This window comes from Candidatus Accumulibacter contiguus (assembly GCF_012940005.1).
Lineage (GTDB): Bacteria > Pseudomonadota > Gammaproteobacteria > Burkholderiales > Rhodocyclaceae > Accumulibacter > Accumulibacter contiguus.
On sequence record NZ_SPMX01000001.1, the window covers coordinates 1 to 16,907 of the forward strand.

Below are 16,907 nucleotides of genomic sequence, written 5' to 3' on the forward strand. Positions count from 1 at the left end.
GGCAGGGTGTTCCCCGCAGGCGCGGGGATGAACCGGAAACATAAATGCCGTGATCGACACGGTGATTGTGTTCCCCGCAGGCGCGGGGATGAACCGGGAGTGCTCTCGGTATCGTTCTTCAACATCTCGTGTTCCCCGCAGGCGCGGGGATGAACCGCATCAGCACTCCCAGCCACCATCACCATCAACGTGTTCCCCATAGGCGCGGGGGATGAATCGGTTTCGGGCCTAGATGATTCCTGTGGAAGCAGGATCGATATTTCACTGCTAATCGTTGTTTTCAGGTTTAATCATGGTCCCGGAAAGTGAAGCCTGGCCCTTGCCACCAGTCGAGTCCGCAGGCGCCGGTGTCATCCGTTTGTCCTCTACGGCCAATGACGTGTAAATCAGCATTTGCTCGACCAAATTTTTTCGACCACAAAGGAGTGTTACATGGCAATCAGTCTGCAGAAAGGCGGTAACGTCAATCTTAGCAAGGAAGCCCCGTCCCTCAAGAGGATGATCATCGGCCTCGGGTGGAATGCCCGGGCGACCGATGGCGCGGCCTTCGACCTGGACAGCAGCGCATTCATCCTCAAGAGCGACGGCAAGGTTCGCAACGACGCCGATTTCATTTTCTACAACAACCTCAAGTCATCCTGCGGTTCGGTCGTTCACAACGGCGACAACCTGACCGGCATTGGCGAGGGGGATGACGAAACGCTGACGATCGAACTCGGCAAGGTTCCTGCCGAGGTGGACAAAGTCACCATCGCCGTCACGATCCACGAAGCCGAAGCGCGCGGTCAGAATTTCGGCATGGTGAGCAAAGCCTACATCCGTTGCATCGACGCAGACACCAGCAAGGAGATTGCCCGCTACGACCTCTCCGAAGACAGCTCGATCGAAACGGCGATGGTCTTCGGCGAGATCTACCGGCTCGGCGCGGACTGGAAGTTCAAGGCCGTAGGCCAGGGGTTCAAGGGTGGACTCGCCCCGCTTGCCCGCTCCTTCGGTGTCAGCACCTAACGGTCATGGCTGTTTTCACGGTAACCGGAGAAGTGGATCCCTTTCTACATGTCTCGCTGAACAGGGGTGAACGAATCTATTGTGAATCGGACGCGATGGTGATGATGGAGGCGGCGCTCGATCTCAAGGGGAAGATGACCGGGGGAATTCTCGGGTCGCTGATGCGACGCCTGGCCAACGGCGAGTCGTTTTTTCAGCAGCACATCGAGGCGTCTCGCGGCGACGGCGACTGCCTGCTTTCTCCGGTTCTGCCCGGCGCGATGCAATTGGTCGATGTCGGGCCGCGACAATACCTGCTCAATGACGGCGCATTCGTCGCGGCCGAATCCGGCGTCGATATGCAGGTCCAGATGCAGAACATCGCCAGCGCCCTGTTTGCCCAGTCCGGCGGTTTTTTTTCTCATGAAGACCGCCGGGACCGGCAAGCTGGCTGTTTCGGGCTTCGGGTCGATGTTTGAGCTTGACGTGATGCCCGGCAAGGAGGTGATCATCGACAACTCGCATGTCGTCTGCTGGGACAGTTCATTGCACTACGAAATTTCGGTAACCACCGGTGGTGGCGGGGGTGGCATGCTCGGCAATCTGGTCAACAGCGCCACCAGTGGCGAGGGGGTCGTTCTGCGCTTTTCCGGCCAGGGGAAAGTTTTCATCTGCTCGCGCAACCGGGACGCGTTTCTCGAATGGATGCGCAAGGAAATGGCTGGACAGCGGAGCAACCGCTGAGCTTTGGATCGGACTACACTTTTCAACGACAGGAGAATCAAAATGGCGGTGAGCCTGCAAAAGGGTCAGAAAATTTCGCTCGAAAAAGAGGCTGGAGGTGCGCTCAACCGGGTCGTCATGGGTCTCGGCTGGGATGCCGTAAAGAAAAAGGGATTTTTCGGCTTGGGCGGGGGGCAGAAGGAGATCGACCTCGATGCCTCGTGCCTTCTTTTCGACGAGAACCGGAGCTTGCTCGACGTGGTCTGGTTCAGGCAGTTGCGCAGCAAGGACGGCAGCATCCAGCATTCCGGCGATAATCTTACAGGCGCCGGAGAGGGCGACGATGAGCAGATTATCGTCAATCTCAATGCCGTGCCGGCCAACGTGAAGTCACTGGTGTTTACGGTCAATTCCTTCACCGGACAGGATTTTTCGCAGGTCAATAACGCTTTCTGCCGGATCGTCGATGGGGCCAACGGCAAGGAGATTGCGCGCTATGACCTGAGCGTTCAGGGAAGCCACACGGCGCAGATCATGGCCAAGGTGTATCGGCACGCAGGCGAGTGGAAGATGCATGCCATCGGCGAGAACGGCAGTGGGGTCACCTTCCAGGATCTGCTGCCGCTGATCGTGCCGCACATCTGATCTGTTCCTGCACAGCTGACGGAGTCTTGGTTGCGGCCTGGCAATGCCGCGAGATCGATGGGTGTGATTTACTTCTTCAGTGATTCCGTAATGAGTGACGCGACAGAAACGATCTCATCGTCTCGTCAAGAAGCCCTTTGCGGTACAGCAGTTGTGTCAAATCACAGCCCCCGGTCCCGAAAAGGTTTACTTCGAGAGCCAACGGCCCGTCATTGGACAGTGCGATATCCCACTGCTGAAATCGCAACTTTGGCAAGGCAAGCGCAGCACCGAGGGTAAAATCAAGAACCTGTAGCCAATCCGGCACGAATAGCGTCTTGAGCAATACGCCGGTATCCGGATGCTGTTCGACCTCAACCACGTCCAGGCCTGTTCCGTTGATGACTCGAGTAATTTTACCTGTTTCCTGGTCAATTGCCGCTGCCAGATTTCCGGTCTTACCACCGTTGTAGTTGTCATGAGCATTGCTGCCGGTCGGCAACTTCCAGAAACAGCGATGCAGGATCGGCCCCTGATCTTCATCGCATAAGACGATCATGCGCAAACTTGAAACGATTTTTCCAAGGCTGTTAACAAGCCTGGCGTCGGGCTGTATCGGGGTCTGAAAGAGATATCCCAAACGCTCGGTGTCGTGGGACTCCTGGATAAAATCAGGAACCTTGACGCGGCTACCGCCCCGGAACAATACACAATCATGCTCCACATCATAGGCATCGGCAAGAAACGCTCCGCGGCCAAATCCACTAGCGGATGGCTTGGAAAAAAAATGGATAGTTTTCGGGAGTTCTCAACCACGCATGGAGTACGACGGGATCTTCAAGTGCGTCGGCTCCCGCAAGGGGTCGGAAACGACCCGGCAAATAGATGGCGCGGGTTTCGGGAATACGGAGGTTTATGCTTTGAAACAGTGAATACATCAGCACCTTGTCCAACCCGAGACAATGCCAGGATCGCTCATTCAGTGCGTCGAGCCGGGATTCTGCCTTCCAGCCAACAAAATTTTCCTTTTCGGCGCTGGGGAGCGACGCTTCAAAAAGACGATAGGAGTAGTAGTCGCCAGGCCCAATCCGCCCAGGATGGCGTGCGAGGTGAACAATTTCAGCAAGCTGGCGAATGATGGATATGCCGTGGTCAGTACTGACCCGGCGGGCTTGCTGAACATATGCAGCAATTTTCTTGAGCATTTCGAGCACGCATCCTTTGATGAAAGGTGGGCGAGTGAGGGGCGAGCAAGGCCACGTTCTCCACTCCCATCGGGCAAGGAACAAGGGCTTGCAGCTCGCTGGATGGATGCTCCTCAATGGCGGTACGGCTGTTCAGAGGATTGTAAGCGAGCAGGGCCATGGGTTCAAACCTGTTGCCGGCCTGGAACGGATCTTCAGCCGCTTCACGAGATCCTTCCTGGTCATTGCACCAGCTCCAGGGACGAACAAGATCGCTTGAAGGTGCCAAGATGGCTTCGCATGCTCTCCCCCCGCCATGCCCGGACAACCGCAGCGCAAGGTGGGCCACGCCTGGTCGCCGGCGAGCACTTCAGACAACCTCTTGCCGTGGAAGCGGACGGGTCGATGCTTGTGGCTGACAGCGGCGACAGCGGTGTGACATAATCCTTTTTCTTGCCCGCCGATGCGGGCCGAACTTCTTCGGATGATCCATCGATGCCGCAGACCCTGTACGAAAAACTTTGGCAGGACCACCTCGTCCATCAGCAGGCCGATGGGACCGCGCTGATCTATATCGACCGCCATCTGGTGCACGAAGTGACCAGCCCGCAGGCCTTCGAGGGTCTCAAGCTGGCTGGCCGCAAGCCCTGGCGTGTTTCTTCGATCGTCGCTACCGCCGACCACAACACCCCCACCGATCACTGGGATCGGGGCATCGAGGATCCGATTTCGCGCCTGCAGGTCGAAACACTCGACGCCAACATCCGTGCGGTCGGCGCGCTCGCCTATTTCCCGTTCAGGGATCCTCGCCAGGGAATCGTGCACGTCGTCGGCCCGGAAAGCGGTGCGACCTTGCCGGGCATGACGGTCGTCTGTGGGGATTCGCATACCAGCACGCACGGCGCTTTCGCGTGCATGGCACACGGCATCGGCACCTCCGAGGTCGAACATGTTCTGGCCACGCAGTGCCTGCTGCAGAAGCAGTCGAAAACCATGCTCCTGCAGGTGGATGGGAGGCTCGCCAGGGGAGTGACGGCGAAGGACCTGGCGCTGGCGATCATTGCCCGGATCGGCACCGCTGGCGGCACCGGTCATGCCATCGAGTTCGCCGGGAGCACGATCCGCGGCTTGTCGATGGAAGGTCGGATGACGCTCTGCAACATGGCCATCGAAGCCGGCGCACGCCTGGGTCTGGTGGCGGTCGATGAGGTAACCATCGACTACCTGCGTGGGCGACCTTTTGCGCCCAAGGGCGCGCAGTGGGAGCAGGCCGTTGCCGCCTGGCGTGGCCTGCACAGCGATGCCGATGCCCGCTTTGATCGCGTCGTCGAGATCACGGCCGAGGACATCCGGCCGCAGGTGACCTGGGGTACCTCGCCGGAAATGGTGGTGCCCGTCGATGCCTGCGTTCCCGATCCGGCCAATGAAGCCGATCCGGTCAGGCGCGAAGGCATGGAGCGGGCGTTGCGCTACATGGGTCTGAGCCCCAGGCAGCCGATCCGGGAGATCCGTCTCGACAAGATTTTCATCGGCTCTTGCACCAACTCGCGTATCGAGGACTTGCGGGCTGCTGCCGCGGTGGTCCAGGGCCGGAAAGTGGCCAGCAACATCCGGCTGGCGCTGGTGGTTCCGGGTTCGGGACTGGTCAAACGGCAGGCGGAGCGCGAAGGGCTGGACGAGATTTTTCTTGCTGCCGGTTTCGAGTGGCGCGAGCCCGGCTGTTCGATGTGCCTGGCGATGAATGCCGATCGCCTCGAGGCGGGCGAGCGTTGTGCCTCGACCTCGAACCGCAACTTCGAGGGGCGACAGGGTGCAGGTGGGCGGACCCACCTGGTGAGTCCGGAAATGGCCGCGGCGGCGGCGATTGCCGGACATTTCTGTGATGTTGGCGAGCTGCTTGGCCGCAAGGAGAAGGGATGAACAGGCTGACCTGGATGCTGCTGGTGATCGTTTCGCTGACTTCGCTGGCGTCCTGCAACACCATACAAGGGGTGGGCAGGGATATCGAAAAAGGCGGACAGGCCATCGAGAGGGCTGCCAAGTAACGGTCATGACTTTTTCAGGCACACCCGATCATGGAAGTCATGACCGTTTCCCTCTCCCCCGACCCCTCCCCCGCGAGGGGGAGGGGAGACTCGTGAGTCGCATACGCGACTTTCACATTAAGGCGCCCTGACAAGGAGGAGTATGGACAAGTTCGTTTGCCTGGAAGGACTGGTGGCGCCACTCGATCGGGCCAATGTCGACACCGATGCGATTATTCCCAAGCAGTTCCTGAAGTCGATCCAACGTTCGGGTTTCGGTCCGAATCTGTTCGACGAATGGCGTTATCTCGATGCCGGAGAACCCGGCAAGGAAGACTCGTTGCGGCGGCTCAACCCGGCTTTCGTTCTCAATCAGCCACGCTATCAGGGGGCGCAAATCCTGCTGACGCGCCAGAACTTCGGTTGCGGTAGTTCGCGTGAACACGCGCCCTGGGCTTTGCTCGACTTCGGTTTTCGCGCGCTGATTGGCGAGAGCTTCGCCGACATTTTTTTCAACAACTGTTTCAAGAACGGTATTCTGCCGATCGTGCTGCCGGCTGCCGAAATCGACGCGCTGTTTGTGCTGGTCGAGGCCACCCCGGGCTGCCGGCTGGTGGTTGACCTCGAGCAGCAGCAACTGCGCTGTCCGGATGGCAGGGTGCTATCGTTTGTCGTGGATTCCTTCCGGCGCGAATGTCTGCTCAATGGCTGGGATGATATCGGTCTCACCCTGCGCCATGCCGATCTGATCCGGGCTTTTGAAGACAAACGGCGTATCGAGCAGCCTTGGCTGTTCGCCTGAGGGAGCGGAAATGAAGATTTGTGTTCTCCCCGGAGACGGCATCGGCCCGGAAATCATTGCCGAAGCAGTGCGTGTTCTGCAGGCACTCGCAATCGGCTGCGAGATGGAGGAGGGACTGCTCGGCGGCTGCGCCGTCGATGCCACCGGTGATCCTTATCCGCCAGCGACGCAAGCGCTGGCTCAGCAGGCCGACGCGGTGTTGCTGGGTGCCGTCGGCGGCCCGCAATGGGACAATCTGCCGCGCGCGCAGCGCCCGGAGCGTGGCTTGCTCGGGATTCGCCAGCAGCTTGGCCTGTTTGCCAATCTGCGCCCGGCGATCCTGTATCCGGAACTGGCCAACGCTTCCTCACTCAAGGCGGAGGTGGTGGCTGGTCTGGACATTCTGATCGTCCGTGAACTGACCGGCGACATTTATTTTGGCCAGCCGCGCGGCATCGAGATGCGGGTCGTGGATGGTCGGCAGGAACGTTTCGCTTTCAACACCATGCATTACAGCGAAAGCGAGATTCGCCGCATCGTGCGGGTAGCTTTCGAGGCGGCACGCAAACGCAACCGGAAGCTGTGCTCGGTCGACAAGATGAATGTCCTCGAGACCACCCAGCTCTGGCGTGATGTGGCCAACGAAACGGCGGTCGAGTATCCTGACGTCGATCTCAGCCACATGCTGGTCGACAATGCCGCGATGCAGCTGGTACGCAATCCTTCACAGTTCGACGTGCTGGTTACTGGTAACCTGTTCGGCGACATTCTGTCGGATGAAGCGGCAATGCTCACCGGCTCGATCGGCATGCTGCCTTCGGCGTCGCTGGATGCGAACAACAAGGGCCTGTACGAGCCCTGTCACGGTTCGGCTCCGGATATCGCCGGTCGCGGGCTGGCCAATCCTTTGGCGACGATTCTTTCGGCAGCAATGATGTTGCGCTACACCTTCGCACAGGAGTCGGCTGCCTTGCGTATTGAAAATGCGGTCAGGAAAGTGCTGCAGCAGGGTTACCGAACGGCTGACATTTACGAGCCAGGGATGCAGAAGGTGGGTACACGCGCCATGGGCGATGCCGTTCTGGCGGCGCTTTGAGTTGAATGACAGGAGTGCAAGAATGAGGAAGCTGGGTCTGGTGGGTTGGCGCGGCATGGTGGGATCGGTCCTGATGCAGCGGATGCTCGAAGAGGGGGATTTCGAACAGGTCGATCCGCTCTATTTTTCGACTTCATCGGTCGGAAGCAAGGCGCCCGTGCTGGCCGGCAAGGACGCCGGCACATTGCAGGACGCGATGTCGATCGAGGCGCTGAGCCGGATGGACATGATCATCACCTGTCAGGGGGGCGACTACACCAAGGAAATCTTCCCTCGGCTGCGTGCTGCCGGCTGGCAGGGGCACTGGATTGATGCGGCTTCCACCCTGCGCATGCACGACGACGCGGTGATCATTCTCGATCCGGTGAACCTCGATGTGATCAAGGATGCGCTGACCAGGGGCGGTCGCAACTGGATCGGTGGCAACTGCACGGTTTCGCTGATGTTGATGGGCATTGGCGGTCTGTTCCGGCAGGATCTCGTCGAATGGGTCAGCGCCATGACCTATCAGGCAGCGTCCGGGGCCGGAGCACAGAACATGCGCGAACTGCTGCAGCAGATGGGCGCGCTGCATGACGCGGTGCGCTCCGATCTGGCCGAGCCGGCCTCGGCGATTCTCGATATTGATCGCAAGGTTGCAAGGAGCATGCGATCGCCGGATTTCCCGACCCGGAACTTTCGCAACACGGCTCTGGCCGGTAGTCTGATACCGTGGATCGATGTGCCGGTCGAGGGCGGCCAGTCGAAGGAAGAGTGGAAAGGCGGTGCCGAGTGCAACAAGATCCTCGGTCGTCCGGCCTTTCGCACGCCGGGCAGCATCCCGGTCGATGGTTTGTGCGTACGTATCGGTGCGATGCGTTGTCATGCGCAGGGTTTGACCATCAAGCTCAAGAGTGATGTGCCGTTGACTGATCTGAACGAGATCATTGCCCAGGCCAATCCGTGGGTGAAAGTGGTTCCCAATGAACGCGAGATCACCGAGCGGGAACTGACGCCGGCCGCGGTTACCGGGACCCTGGCCATTCCGGTGGGTCGTTTGCACAAGCTGGCGATGGGGCCGGAGTATCTCGGCGCTTTCACGGTCGGGGATCAGTTGCTCTGGGGAGCGGCCGAACCGCTTCGCCGAATGCTCCGTATTCTGATAGAGGACTGATTGAATCATCGGGTCCGGGAAGTCGTTTCTGACCTTGTCGAGGCCTTTGGACCAGAAGAATGTTTAGCTTGCATGGCTAAGTTCATGATGTTATTTTAATTATTCCGATGTGGACGCTCAGGGATGCGCCGTGGCCAAGAATATGAATGACACAACCGCTAATTTCCGACTACGGGTCTCGGCATGGGCAGTCGCGTCGTCTCTGGCGCTGGCGGCTTTGCCTTTGGCCGCTGAGGCTGCCGGGCTCGGCAAAATCACCATCTTCTCTGCGCTTGGTCAGCCTTTGCGCGCCGAAATGGAGGTCTTTGCGACCCGCGAAGAACTCGCGGGAATGAGGGCACAACTCGCCTCTCAGGATGCCTTCAAACAGGCTGGTGTGGATTACGCGCCGGCCTTGTCCGGCATTACGCTCAGACTGGACAAGCGCGCCAACGGCCAGCCGATCATCCGGCTGACCTCGACCCGGCCGATCAACGATCCATTTGTCGATTTGCTGCTTGAACTCAACTGGCCAAGCGGCCGCTTGATCCGCGAGTATACCTTTCTGCTCGATCCGCCCGAGTTCGCTGCCAAGAACGCCGCCGCGGCACCAGCCATTGTCAGGCCGCTCGCAGAAGCAAGTCCGCCGCTGGAGGACCGGCCAGCGAGGGCATCCTCCAGGTCGCGGGCCAGCGAGCAGGTGCAGAAGCCTGCGGATGGCGGTGCCACCTACGAAGTCAAACGCGGTGAAACACTGAGCAAGATCGCGAGTGAACTCCGGCCTGAGGGTGTGTCTCTGGACCAGATGCTGCTTGGGCTCTTTCAAGCCAATCAGAATGCCTTCGACGGTGGTGACATCAACCGCCTGAAGGCTGGCAAGATTCTTTCCGTACCGGACAAGGCGACCCTTGAGACGATTCCGAAAGGAGAAGCCAGGACCGTCATCGTCGCACAGTCGTCGAACTGGGGCACTTATCGTCGGAAACTCGCAACCGTCGCGGCCGATGCTCCCGGCAGAGAAGAAGGTGCCAGGCAGGCGGCGGCCGGCAAGGTCACCACCAGGGTCGAAGACCGGGGGGGGCCTGCTGCCGAACCCAAGGATCAACTGAAGGTATCCAAAACCGATCTCCCCGGTAGCAAATCCCTGCCAGCGTCCAAGCGTACCGACGAGGATCTGATTGCCAAGGAAAAAGCTCTCCGGGACGCCAACGAACGCCTGGCAAGCCTCGAGCGGAATGTTGCGGAACTGCAGCGCCTGGTGGAACTGAAGAGCCAGAACCTGGCAGATCTGGAGCGGCAGTCTGCTGCCAAGGCCGTGCCCGCGACCGAAGCAAAGAAGGTGCCGGAGGTCGCTGCCTCGCCTACGCCCGCTGCGGCGCCGCCGCCAGCCAGAGTGGAAGCTGCACCGGCAGCCGTCCCGGCAGTTCCCGCAAAGCCTCTGGAACCACCGGTGGATGTCAAGCCGGTGGAACCTGTGGCCAAGCCCGAGACCGTCGGACCCAAGCCGGAAGCCGTCAAGGCTGAGGTCAAAGCAGAAGTGCCCCCGGTTGCGGAGCCGCCAAAGCCGGTCGATCTGCCGAAACCCAAGGCGGTGGTTCCCCCACCGCCTGCAGAGGAGCCCGGTTTTATCGAAGAGTTGCTCAACAGTACGGCCTTCCTGGCGGCAGGGGGCATCATCATCGCGCTTCTCGCCGCGTACTGGTTTGCCAAACGTCGTCGCGCCGGCGATGGCGAGGCGCCGCTCGAGGACAACAGTACATTGGCGCCAGCCGTGGATGAAAACCTCGCGGCCAAGTCGGTTTTCCGCACTACCGGCGGGCAAACGGTCGATACCACCAATTCAATGCCGCAAACCGATTTCAGCCAGGCCGGTCCAGGCAGCATCGACACCGATGAAGTGGATCCGGTTGCTGAAGCTGATGTCTACATGGCGTACGGCCGTGACGCACAAGCGGAAGAGATTCTCCTCGAGGCAAAACAGAAAGATCCCAGGCGCCACGCCATTCATTTGAAGCTGCTCGAGATTTACGCCAGCCGCAAGGATGTCAAACCATTTGGCGTGCTCGCCACCGAACTGTTCAACGCCACCGGTGGGGTTGGCGCGGAATGGGAGAAAGCGGTGGCGATGGGTCTCCAGCTTGATCCCCGGAATCCGCTCTTTGGCTCTGCCGGGCAGCAGGCTGAAGCAGTGTCTGAGGAAGCTGAAGCACCCGCCACCTCTCCTGAATCCTTGCGGGACACGCTTACCAAGCCGGAGCAAATATTGGCGATGACGGCTGCTGCTGGTGTGGCTGCTGGCGTGGCCGCAGAGCGGTCGGCAGTGGGACTTGCCGGCGAGGTGCAGGAAGCGAGGCCGGAGCCGGTCTCTTTGGCGGATCTGGATTTCGATTTCGGCAGCAACAAGCCTCGTTCAGCGGCGCCGGAGGTCACTGATGATGCCTACCTTGAAGCCACTCTCGCCTACCCGAATCCTGCCAAACGGGACACCCTCGATTTTGATCTGGCCGCCTCCCTGCCGAATGCCGAGCCGCCTCCAGAGGAGGACAGGCATGATGTGCAACTGGTGGATGACGCCAGTTCTCTGGAGGTTACCATGCTGGTGGCTGCAGACTCGAAGCCGAGCGCCGGCCTGGATTTCGAGTTTGAGCTGGGATCCGACTTGCCTGACGAGGCCGGCTGGGATGAACGAACGGTTACGCACGCTGAGCCGGAACAGACCTTCGACATCGGATCGTCGGATACGGAAGCGCTGGAGTTCGATGTCGCGCTGACGGAGTCGACCGTCCTTGGTGACGCGATGCAGCATGCGGCGTTTGACATGTCGTCGATCAGTCTTGATTTGGCCAGCGACGATGCCTTCAACGAAGCCCCCACGGTATTGGTCAGCCGTTCAACGGGTTCTGCCTTCGAGGAGGATCAGGAGGATACCCTGGTGAATCCGGATTTTGCGATGGAAGAGACCGACACCGGGATAGAATCGCCGCTTGGCTCGCTGACCGATTCGACATTGAGCCCCGAGATCACCTCCAGCGAAGAGGTAGCCACCAAGATCGACCTTGCCAAAGCCTATCAGGAAATGGGCGACCTGGAAGGAGCGCGTGAACTCTTGCAGGAGGTTGTCAATGAGGGCGATGTGGCGCAGCGGCAAGAGGCGCTCAACCTCCTTGGCGGAATGCGCGAGTAGTCGTCGACGATACGGCCCTAGCCACCCAGGGCGATGGTCATCGCTCTCTTGACACGAAAGGTCGGAAGCTGCTGTGCATCCAAGCGCCCGTCTGCTCGTCTGGTTTCTGGTACTGGTGGCGATTCAAGGTCTGGAAGGCCGCCTGCTGCTGGCTGCCCTGCTGGTCTTGCCACTCTTCGGCAGGCCGGCTCTGCGACGCTGCGGGCAACTCATCCGGGGGGCGCGCTGGCTGTTGCTGTCGGTGTTTGTCATCCTTGCCTGGGGCGGTGCCGGTGATCCCGCCTGGAGCGGAGTGATGGCTCCCAGTCGTGAGGGGCTGGTTGATGCCTCGACGCATGTCGGACGTTTGCTGCTGATGTTGATGGCGGTCGCAGTGCTGCGTGAGCGAATGCCTCTGGCTGATTTGTTGACCGCCATACATCGCCTGCTGGAGCCGCTACGACACTGCGGACTCGATACCGAGCGCGGTCTGGTGCGGCTGCTGCTGGTGTTGCGCTATCTTGAGACGATGCCACGGCCAGGCGACTGGCGCCAGTTGCTTGATGTTCCGGCAAGTGCCAATAGCGAGGTCTTCGAACTCACGGATCGCCGGCTCTCCAGGCGGGACTACCTGATCATCATGATTGCGCTGGCCAGTATCCTGCCGGTGTTCTACTTTCGGCAGACGTGAGGGATGAGAATTGCCCTGGCTGTCGAGTATGACGGTAGCGGTTTTCGAGGCTGGCAGACGCAGCCAGGCGGGGGTACCGTTCAGGACGCGCTGCAGGATGCCTTGCAGCAGTTTGCCACGGTGCCGGTACAGGTGGTTTGCGCCGGGCGTACCGATGCCGGTGTGCATGCGACCGGGCAGGTGGTGCATTTCGATACCGCTCTTGATCGATCCATGTATGCCTGGGTGCGCGGAGCCAACACTTTTCTGCCAGCGGCAGTGGCAGTTCGCTGGGCGCAGGCCGTCACCAGCGATTTTCATGCGCGGTCTTCGGCGTATTCCCGGCATTATCGCTATCTGCTGATCAACCGGCCACATCGGACGGGCGTCTGGCACGGCAGGGTGGGTTGGTATCATCATCCGCTCAATCTGGAGCTGATGCAGGCGGCGGCGGAACAGTTGCTAGGCGAGCATGACTTTTCTGCTTTCCGTGCGGCCGAGTGTCAGGCCAAATCGCCGGTGAAGATCATGCGCCGAGCCGACATACAACGTTGTGGCGATTTGCTGGTTTTTGACTTCGAGGCTTCGGCCTTCCTGCACCACATGGTGCGCAATCTGGTCGGCAGTCTGGTGGATGTGGGTCAGGGCAAGCATCCACCGGAATGGATCGCCGAGTTGCTGGCGAAGGGGGATCGTCGTCTGGCTGCGCCGACCTTTGCTGCTGCCGGTCTGTATCTCGTTACTGTCCGGTATCTACCGCATTGGGGTTTGCCGAGCAGCGATGAGTCGCTGTTCCTGCCCTACCGCTGAGGAGTAAACGTATCTTGCCCATGCCACCGCGTATCAAGATCTGCGGACTGACCCGTAGCGATGACCTGCACTCTGCCGTGCAGGCGGGTGCTGATGCGCTTGGTCTGGTCTTTTACCCGCCGAGTCCGCGCTGCGTCGATCTGCCGACGGCGGCGCGGCTGGCGCGTGCCGTGCCGCCTTTCGTCAGCATTGTCGGTCTGTTCGTCAATGCGCATCCGGCCGAGTTGCGGGCAACCCTGGCTGCCGTGCCGATCCACCTGCTGCAATTCCACGGCGATGAGGATGAAGCCTATTGTCGGCAGTTCGATCGACCTTACATCAAGGCAGCGCGCGTCAGGCCGGGAATGGATTTGGTACAATACGCGGCTGCCTTCCCTTCGGCGCAGGCCATCCTTCTCGACGCTTTTGTGGACGGTTATGGCGGCGGCGGCAGGATTTTTGACTGGTCTCTGGTGCCGCCCTCGCTGGGCAAGCCGCTGATTCTCTCCGGTGGTCTGGATGCGGACAATGTCGGAGAAGCGGTGCGCCGTCTTCGGCCGGCGGCGGTCGATGTCTCGTCGGGAGTCGAGGCGAGCAAGGGAATCAAGGATGCCGAAAAGATGCGTGCCTTTGTAGTTGCAGTGCGGGCGGCTGGATCGATGGGTGGCGATGGATGCGACAGGTTTTGACGGGATTATCGATGCGCAGGACAACTGCTGGTCGGACGCGGACTTGCTGGCGGCACTACCTGGCCAAACATACCTGAGGGGGCGGCTCTTGCTTCCATGCAGATGCAGTGCAAGCTGTCCCAACCCGTCGCAAGGAGATGATTTTTGAATGACTACGATTTGCCAGACGCCAGAGGCCATTTCGGCCCCTACGGTGGCGTCTTTGTCGCCGAGACCCTGATCGCGGCACTCGATGAACTCAAGGAGGCGTACGCCGCCGCGCAGCGAGATCCGCAGTTCGTCGCCGAATTCAATGATGAACTCAAGCATTATGTGGGCCGGCCAAGTCCGGTCTATCACGCCAGGCGCTGGTCGGAAGCCCTTGGCGGTGCGCAGATTTACCTGAAGCGCGAAGATCTGAACCATACCGGTGCGCACAAGATCAACAACTGCATCGGTCAGGCCCTGCTGGCGCGGCGCATGCAGAAGCCGCGCGTCATCGCCGAAACGGGAGCCGGTCAGCATGGCGTGGCGACGGCCACCGTGGCCGCGCGCTATGGCATGGAGTGCGTGGTTTACATGGGTTCGGAAGACATCCGGCGGCAGGCGGCCAATGTGTATCGGATGAAACTGCTGGGGGCCGTGGTGGTACCGGTGGAAAGCGGTTCCAGGACGCTCAAGGATGCCTTGAATGAAGCGATGCGCGACTGGGTGACCAACGTCTCCGATACCTTCTACATCATCGGCACGGTGGCCGGCCCGCATCCTTATCCGATGATGGTGCGCGACTTCCAGTCGATCATCGGCCGCGAGTCGATCGTGCAGATGCAGGAACAGTGTGGCCGCCAGCCCGATGCCGTGATTGCCTGCGTGGGCGGCGGTTCGAATGCGATGGGGATCTTCTATCCCTACATTCCGGTCGCCGGGGTGCGTCTGATTGGCGTCGAGGCGGCGGGTGAAGGGATTGCCACGGGACAGCACGCTGCCTCATTGACGGCGGGTCGTCCCGGCGTGTTGCACGGCAACCGAACCTATCTGCTGCAGGATGAGAACGGCCAGATCACCGAGACGCACTCGATCTCGGCCGGGCTCGATTATCCGGGGGTCGGCCCGGAGCACGCGTGGCTCAAGGATAGTGGCCGGGCCGAGTACGTGAGCATCAGCGATGCCGAGGCGCTGCAGGCTTTTCATGACTTGTGCCGTCTCGAAGGTATCATTCCGGCGCTGGAGTCGAGTCATGCCCTGGCGTATGCGACCCGGCTGGCGCCGACGCTGGCGAAGGAGCAGATCCTGCTGGTCAACCTCTCCGGTCGTGGTGACAAGGATATGCACACCGTTGCCGACCAATCGGGCATCACCTTCTGATCATGACTACTATACAGTCTGTATTCGAGCGTTTGCAGGCACAGGGGCGCAAGGCGCTGATCCCGTTCATCACCGCCGGCGACCCCGATCCGGCATGGACCGTGCCCTTGCTGCATGCGCTGGTCCGTGCCGGCGCCGACATCATCGAACTGGGCGTGCCTTTCTCTGACCCGATGGCCGACGGACCGACCATCCAGCGGGCCTCCGAGCGGGCACTGGCGAAAGGTGTCAGCCTGCGCCAGGTGCTCGAACTGGTCGAGAGCTTCCGCGCCGATGACCAGCAGACACCGATCGTTCTGATGGGTTACGCCAACCCGATCGAATCGATGGGTGTCGAGGTCTTTGCCGGTGCCGCCTGCGCTGCCGGGGTGAATGGCGTGCTGGTGGTCGATTATCCTCCCGAGGAAGGTATTGATTTTGCCCGCATTCTGCATCGCCATGCCCTCGATCCGATCTTCCTGCTGGCGCCGACTTCGAGCGATGCGCGTATCTCGCAGGTGGGTGCCCTGGCCAGTGGTTACATCTATTATGTCTCCTTGAAGGGGGTCACCGGCTCGGCTGCACTCGACGTCGCTGCCGTCGCCGCGCGCATTCCGGAAATCCGGGCGCGCACCGGTGTTCCGGTGGGGGTCGGTTTCGGGATTCGTGACGCGGCGACTGCCGCCGCCGTGGCCGGGATTGCCGATGCCGTGGTGGTTGGTAGCCGGATCATCGAAGAAATCGAGCAATCGGCACCCGATCAGGCCTGCGCGAAGGTGCTGGCGCTGGTCGCCGATATCCGGCGCGGGATGGATGCGGCAACGAATGCCTCGGGAGGAACGACATGGGCTCGCTGAACAAACTGCTGCCGCCAAAAATCAAGCGTAACGACAGCGGTGTCGCACGCCGATCATCCTTGCCGGAAGGCCTGTGGAGCAAGTGTCCGGCCTGTGAAGCCGTGCTCTACGCGACCGATCTGGCGAACAACTGCAATGTCTGTCCCAAGTGTGCCCATCACAAGCGTCTCGAGTCGCGTGCCCGCGTCGATCTCCTGCTTGACGCCGATGGACGTTCCGAGATCGCTTCGGAGGTACTGCCGGTCGATTCGCTGTCGTTCAAGGACAGTCGCCGCTATCCCGAGCGCTTGCAGGATGCCACCGAGGCCACCGGCGAGACCGACGCACTGGTCGTCCTGAGCGGTTCGATCAATACCCTGCCGGTGGTCCTGGCCGTTTTCGAGTTCGATTTCATGGGCGGTTCGATGGGCTCGGTGCTTGGCGAACGCTTCGTGCGCGGTGTTCGGGCAGCGATCGAGCAGGCGCGGCCGTTCATCTGCGTCACCGCTTCGGGGGGTGCGCGCATGCAGGAGGGACTGTTTTCACTGATGCAGATGGCCAAGACGACGGCCATATTGACCCGCCTTTCGCAAGCCAGGCTGCCCTTCATTTCGATTCTGACGGATCCGACGATGGGTGGTGTGTCGGCGTCTTTCGCCTTTCTCGGCGATGTGGTGATTGCCGAACCCGGCGCCCTGATCGGTTTCGCCGGTCCGCGCGTCATCGAGCAGACCGTCCGTGAAACCCTGCCGGAGGGTTTCCAGCGATCCGAGTTCCTGCTCGAAAAGGGCGCGATCGACATGATCGTCGACCGCCGGGAAATGAAAGCGCGCGTTGCCGGTTTGCTGACCCTGCTGCAGAAGCGGCCGGCATTGCCGTGAGCAGC

General features: G+C 60.6%; 16 protein-coding genes and 1 pseudogene. 15 read left to right on the forward strand and 2 right to left on the reverse strand.

Annotated features, from left to right (window positions below; translation table 11 throughout):
* Positions 1-432 precede the first annotated feature (432 nt).
* The 3 genes and pseudogenes from E4Q08_RS00005 to E4Q08_RS00015 all read left to right on the forward strand — a co-directional run bounded on the left by E4Q08_RS00005 (position 433) and on the right by E4Q08_RS00015 (position 2,355).
* The gene (locus tag E4Q08_RS00005) at positions 433-1,008 is read left to right on the forward strand and encodes a TerD family protein (protein ID WP_034909985.1); all 576 of its coding nucleotides are present in this window, start codon (positions 433-435) and stop codon (positions 1,006-1,008) included.
* A gap of 5 nt (positions 1,009-1,013) precedes the next feature.
* A pseudogene (locus E4Q08_RS00010) lies at positions 1,014-1,731 on the forward strand (TIGR00266 family protein).
* A gap of 42 nt (positions 1,732-1,773) precedes the next feature.
* A complete protein-coding gene (locus E4Q08_RS00015; protein WP_034909988.1) occupies positions 1,774-2,355 on the forward strand; it encodes a TerD family protein in 582 nt (193 codons plus the stop codon).
* Positions 2,356-2,431: 76 nt separating this feature from the next.
* Here the strand turns inward: E4Q08_RS00015 and E4Q08_RS00020 are convergent, their stop codons facing one another.
* Positions 2,432-3,040: a sugar-transfer associated ATP-grasp domain-containing protein gene (locus E4Q08_RS00020; protein ID WP_169068902.1), complete on the reverse strand. Its 609-nt coding sequence runs from the start codon at positions 3,038-3,040 to the stop codon at positions 2,432-2,434.
* A gap of 58 nt (positions 3,041-3,098) precedes the next feature.
* On the reverse strand, positions 3,099-3,539 hold the full coding sequence (locus E4Q08_RS00025) for a hypothetical protein (RefSeq protein WP_169068903.1): 441 nt from the start codon (positions 3,537-3,539) through the stop codon (positions 3,099-3,101).
* A 474-nt stretch (positions 3,540-4,013) separates the two neighbouring features.
* On the opposite strand from E4Q08_RS00025, the gene leuC reads away from it, so the two are divergent.
* The 12 genes from leuC (at position 4,014) to accD (ending at position 16,902) form a co-directional block, all read left to right on the forward strand.
* Complete coding sequence (gene leuC, locus E4Q08_RS00030; protein WP_169068904.1) at positions 4,014-5,438, forward strand: 3-isopropylmalate dehydratase large subunit; 1,425 nt, start codon at positions 4,014-4,016, stop codon at positions 5,436-5,438.
* Between the two features lie 14 nt (positions 5,439-5,452).
* Positions 5,453-5,563: an entericidin A/B family lipoprotein gene (locus E4Q08_RS00035; protein ID WP_372703478.1), complete on the forward strand. Its 111-nt coding sequence runs from the start codon at positions 5,453-5,455 to the stop codon at positions 5,561-5,563.
* Between the two features lie 142 nt (positions 5,564-5,705).
* On the forward strand, positions 5,706-6,344 hold the full coding sequence (gene leuD, locus E4Q08_RS00040; RefSeq protein WP_034915998.1) for a 3-isopropylmalate dehydratase small subunit: 639 nt from the start codon (positions 5,706-5,708) through the stop codon (positions 6,342-6,344).
* Between the two features lie 10 nt (positions 6,345-6,354).
* Positions 6,355-7,419: a 3-isopropylmalate dehydrogenase gene (leuB, locus tag E4Q08_RS00045; RefSeq protein WP_169068906.1), complete on the forward strand. Its 1,065-nt coding sequence runs from the start codon at positions 6,355-6,357 to the stop codon at positions 7,417-7,419.
* 22 nt (positions 7,420-7,441) lie between these two features.
* Positions 7,442-8,572, forward strand: coding sequence for an aspartate-semialdehyde dehydrogenase (gene asd, locus E4Q08_RS00050; RefSeq protein WP_169068907.1), 1,131 nt, complete (start codon positions 7,442-7,444; stop codon positions 8,570-8,572).
* 142 nt (positions 8,573-8,714) lie between these two features.
* Entirely contained in the window at positions 8,715-11,735 is a 3,021-nt protein-coding gene (locus E4Q08_RS00055; RefSeq protein ID WP_169068908.1) for a motility hub landmark protein FimV, read from the forward strand.
* Between the two features lie 73 nt (positions 11,736-11,808).
* The gene (locus E4Q08_RS00060; protein ID WP_169068909.1) at positions 11,809-12,405 is read left to right on the forward strand and encodes a CbiQ family ECF transporter T component; all 597 of its coding nucleotides are present in this window, start codon (positions 11,809-11,811) and stop codon (positions 12,403-12,405) included.
* Positions 12,406-12,408: 3 nt separating this feature from the next.
* Entirely contained in the window at positions 12,409-13,194 is a 786-nt protein-coding gene (gene truA / locus E4Q08_RS00065; RefSeq protein ID WP_169068910.1) for a tRNA pseudouridine(38-40) synthase TruA, read from the forward strand.
* 20 nt (positions 13,195-13,214) lie between these two features.
* Complete coding sequence (locus tag E4Q08_RS00070; RefSeq protein ID WP_169068942.1) at positions 13,215-13,862, forward strand: phosphoribosylanthranilate isomerase; 648 nt, start codon at positions 13,215-13,217, stop codon at positions 13,860-13,862.
* Positions 13,863-14,006: 144 nt separating this feature from the next.
* On the forward strand, positions 14,007-15,206 hold the full coding sequence (trpB, locus tag E4Q08_RS00075; RefSeq protein ID WP_034916005.1) for a tryptophan synthase subunit beta: 1,200 nt from the start codon (positions 14,007-14,009) through the stop codon (positions 15,204-15,206).
* A gap of 2 nt (positions 15,207-15,208) precedes the next feature.
* Positions 15,209-16,042, forward strand: a complete 834-nt coding sequence (gene trpA, locus E4Q08_RS00080; protein ID WP_034916007.1) for a tryptophan synthase subunit alpha — start codon at positions 15,209-15,211, stop codon at positions 16,040-16,042.
* Complete coding sequence (gene accD, locus E4Q08_RS00085) at positions 16,030-16,902, forward strand: acetyl-CoA carboxylase, carboxyltransferase subunit beta (protein ID WP_034916009.1); 873 nt, start codon at positions 16,030-16,032, stop codon at positions 16,900-16,902. Before trpA ends, accD begins: the two co-directional genes overlap by 13 nt.
* Positions 16,903-16,907: the final 5 nt, after the last annotated feature.

Coding starts and splice junctions, on each gene's coding strand:
- E4Q08_RS00005 (WP_034909985.1), top strand. CDS start 433: ATGGCAATCAGTCTGCAGAAAGGCGGTAACGTCAATCTTAGCAAGGAA.
- E4Q08_RS00015 (WP_034909988.1), top strand. CDS start 1,774: ATGGCGGTGAGCCTGCAAAAGGGTCAGAAAATTTCGCTCGAAAAAGAG.
- E4Q08_RS00025 (WP_169068903.1), bottom strand. CDS start 3,539: ATGCTCAAGAAAATTGCTGCATATGTTCAGCAAGCCCGCCGGGTCAGT.
- leuC (WP_169068904.1), top strand. CDS start 4,014: ATGCCGCAGACCCTGTACGAAAAACTTTGGCAGGACCACCTCGTCCAT.
- E4Q08_RS00035 (WP_372703478.1), top strand. CDS start 5,453: ATGCTGCTGGTGATCGTTTCGCTGACTTCGCTGGCGTCCTGCAACACC.
- leuD (WP_034915998.1), top strand. CDS start 5,706: ATGGACAAGTTCGTTTGCCTGGAAGGACTGGTGGCGCCACTCGATCGG.
- leuB (WP_169068906.1), top strand. CDS start 6,355: ATGAAGATTTGTGTTCTCCCCGGAGACGGCATCGGCCCGGAAATCATT.
- asd (WP_169068907.1), top strand. CDS start 7,442: ATGAGGAAGCTGGGTCTGGTGGGTTGGCGCGGCATGGTGGGATCGGTC.
- E4Q08_RS00055 (WP_169068908.1), top strand. CDS start 8,715: ATGAATGACACAACCGCTAATTTCCGACTACGGGTCTCGGCATGGGCA.
- truA (WP_169068910.1), top strand. CDS start 12,409: ATGAGAATTGCCCTGGCTGTCGAGTATGACGGTAGCGGTTTTCGAGGC.
- E4Q08_RS00070 (WP_169068942.1), top strand. CDS start 13,215: ATGCCACCGCGTATCAAGATCTGCGGACTGACCCGTAGCGATGACCTG.
- trpA (WP_034916007.1), top strand. CDS start 15,209: ATGACTACTATACAGTCTGTATTCGAGCGTTTGCAGGCACAGGGGCGC.
- accD (WP_034916009.1), top strand. CDS start 16,030: ATGGGCTCGCTGAACAAACTGCTGCCGCCAAAAATCAAGCGTAACGAC.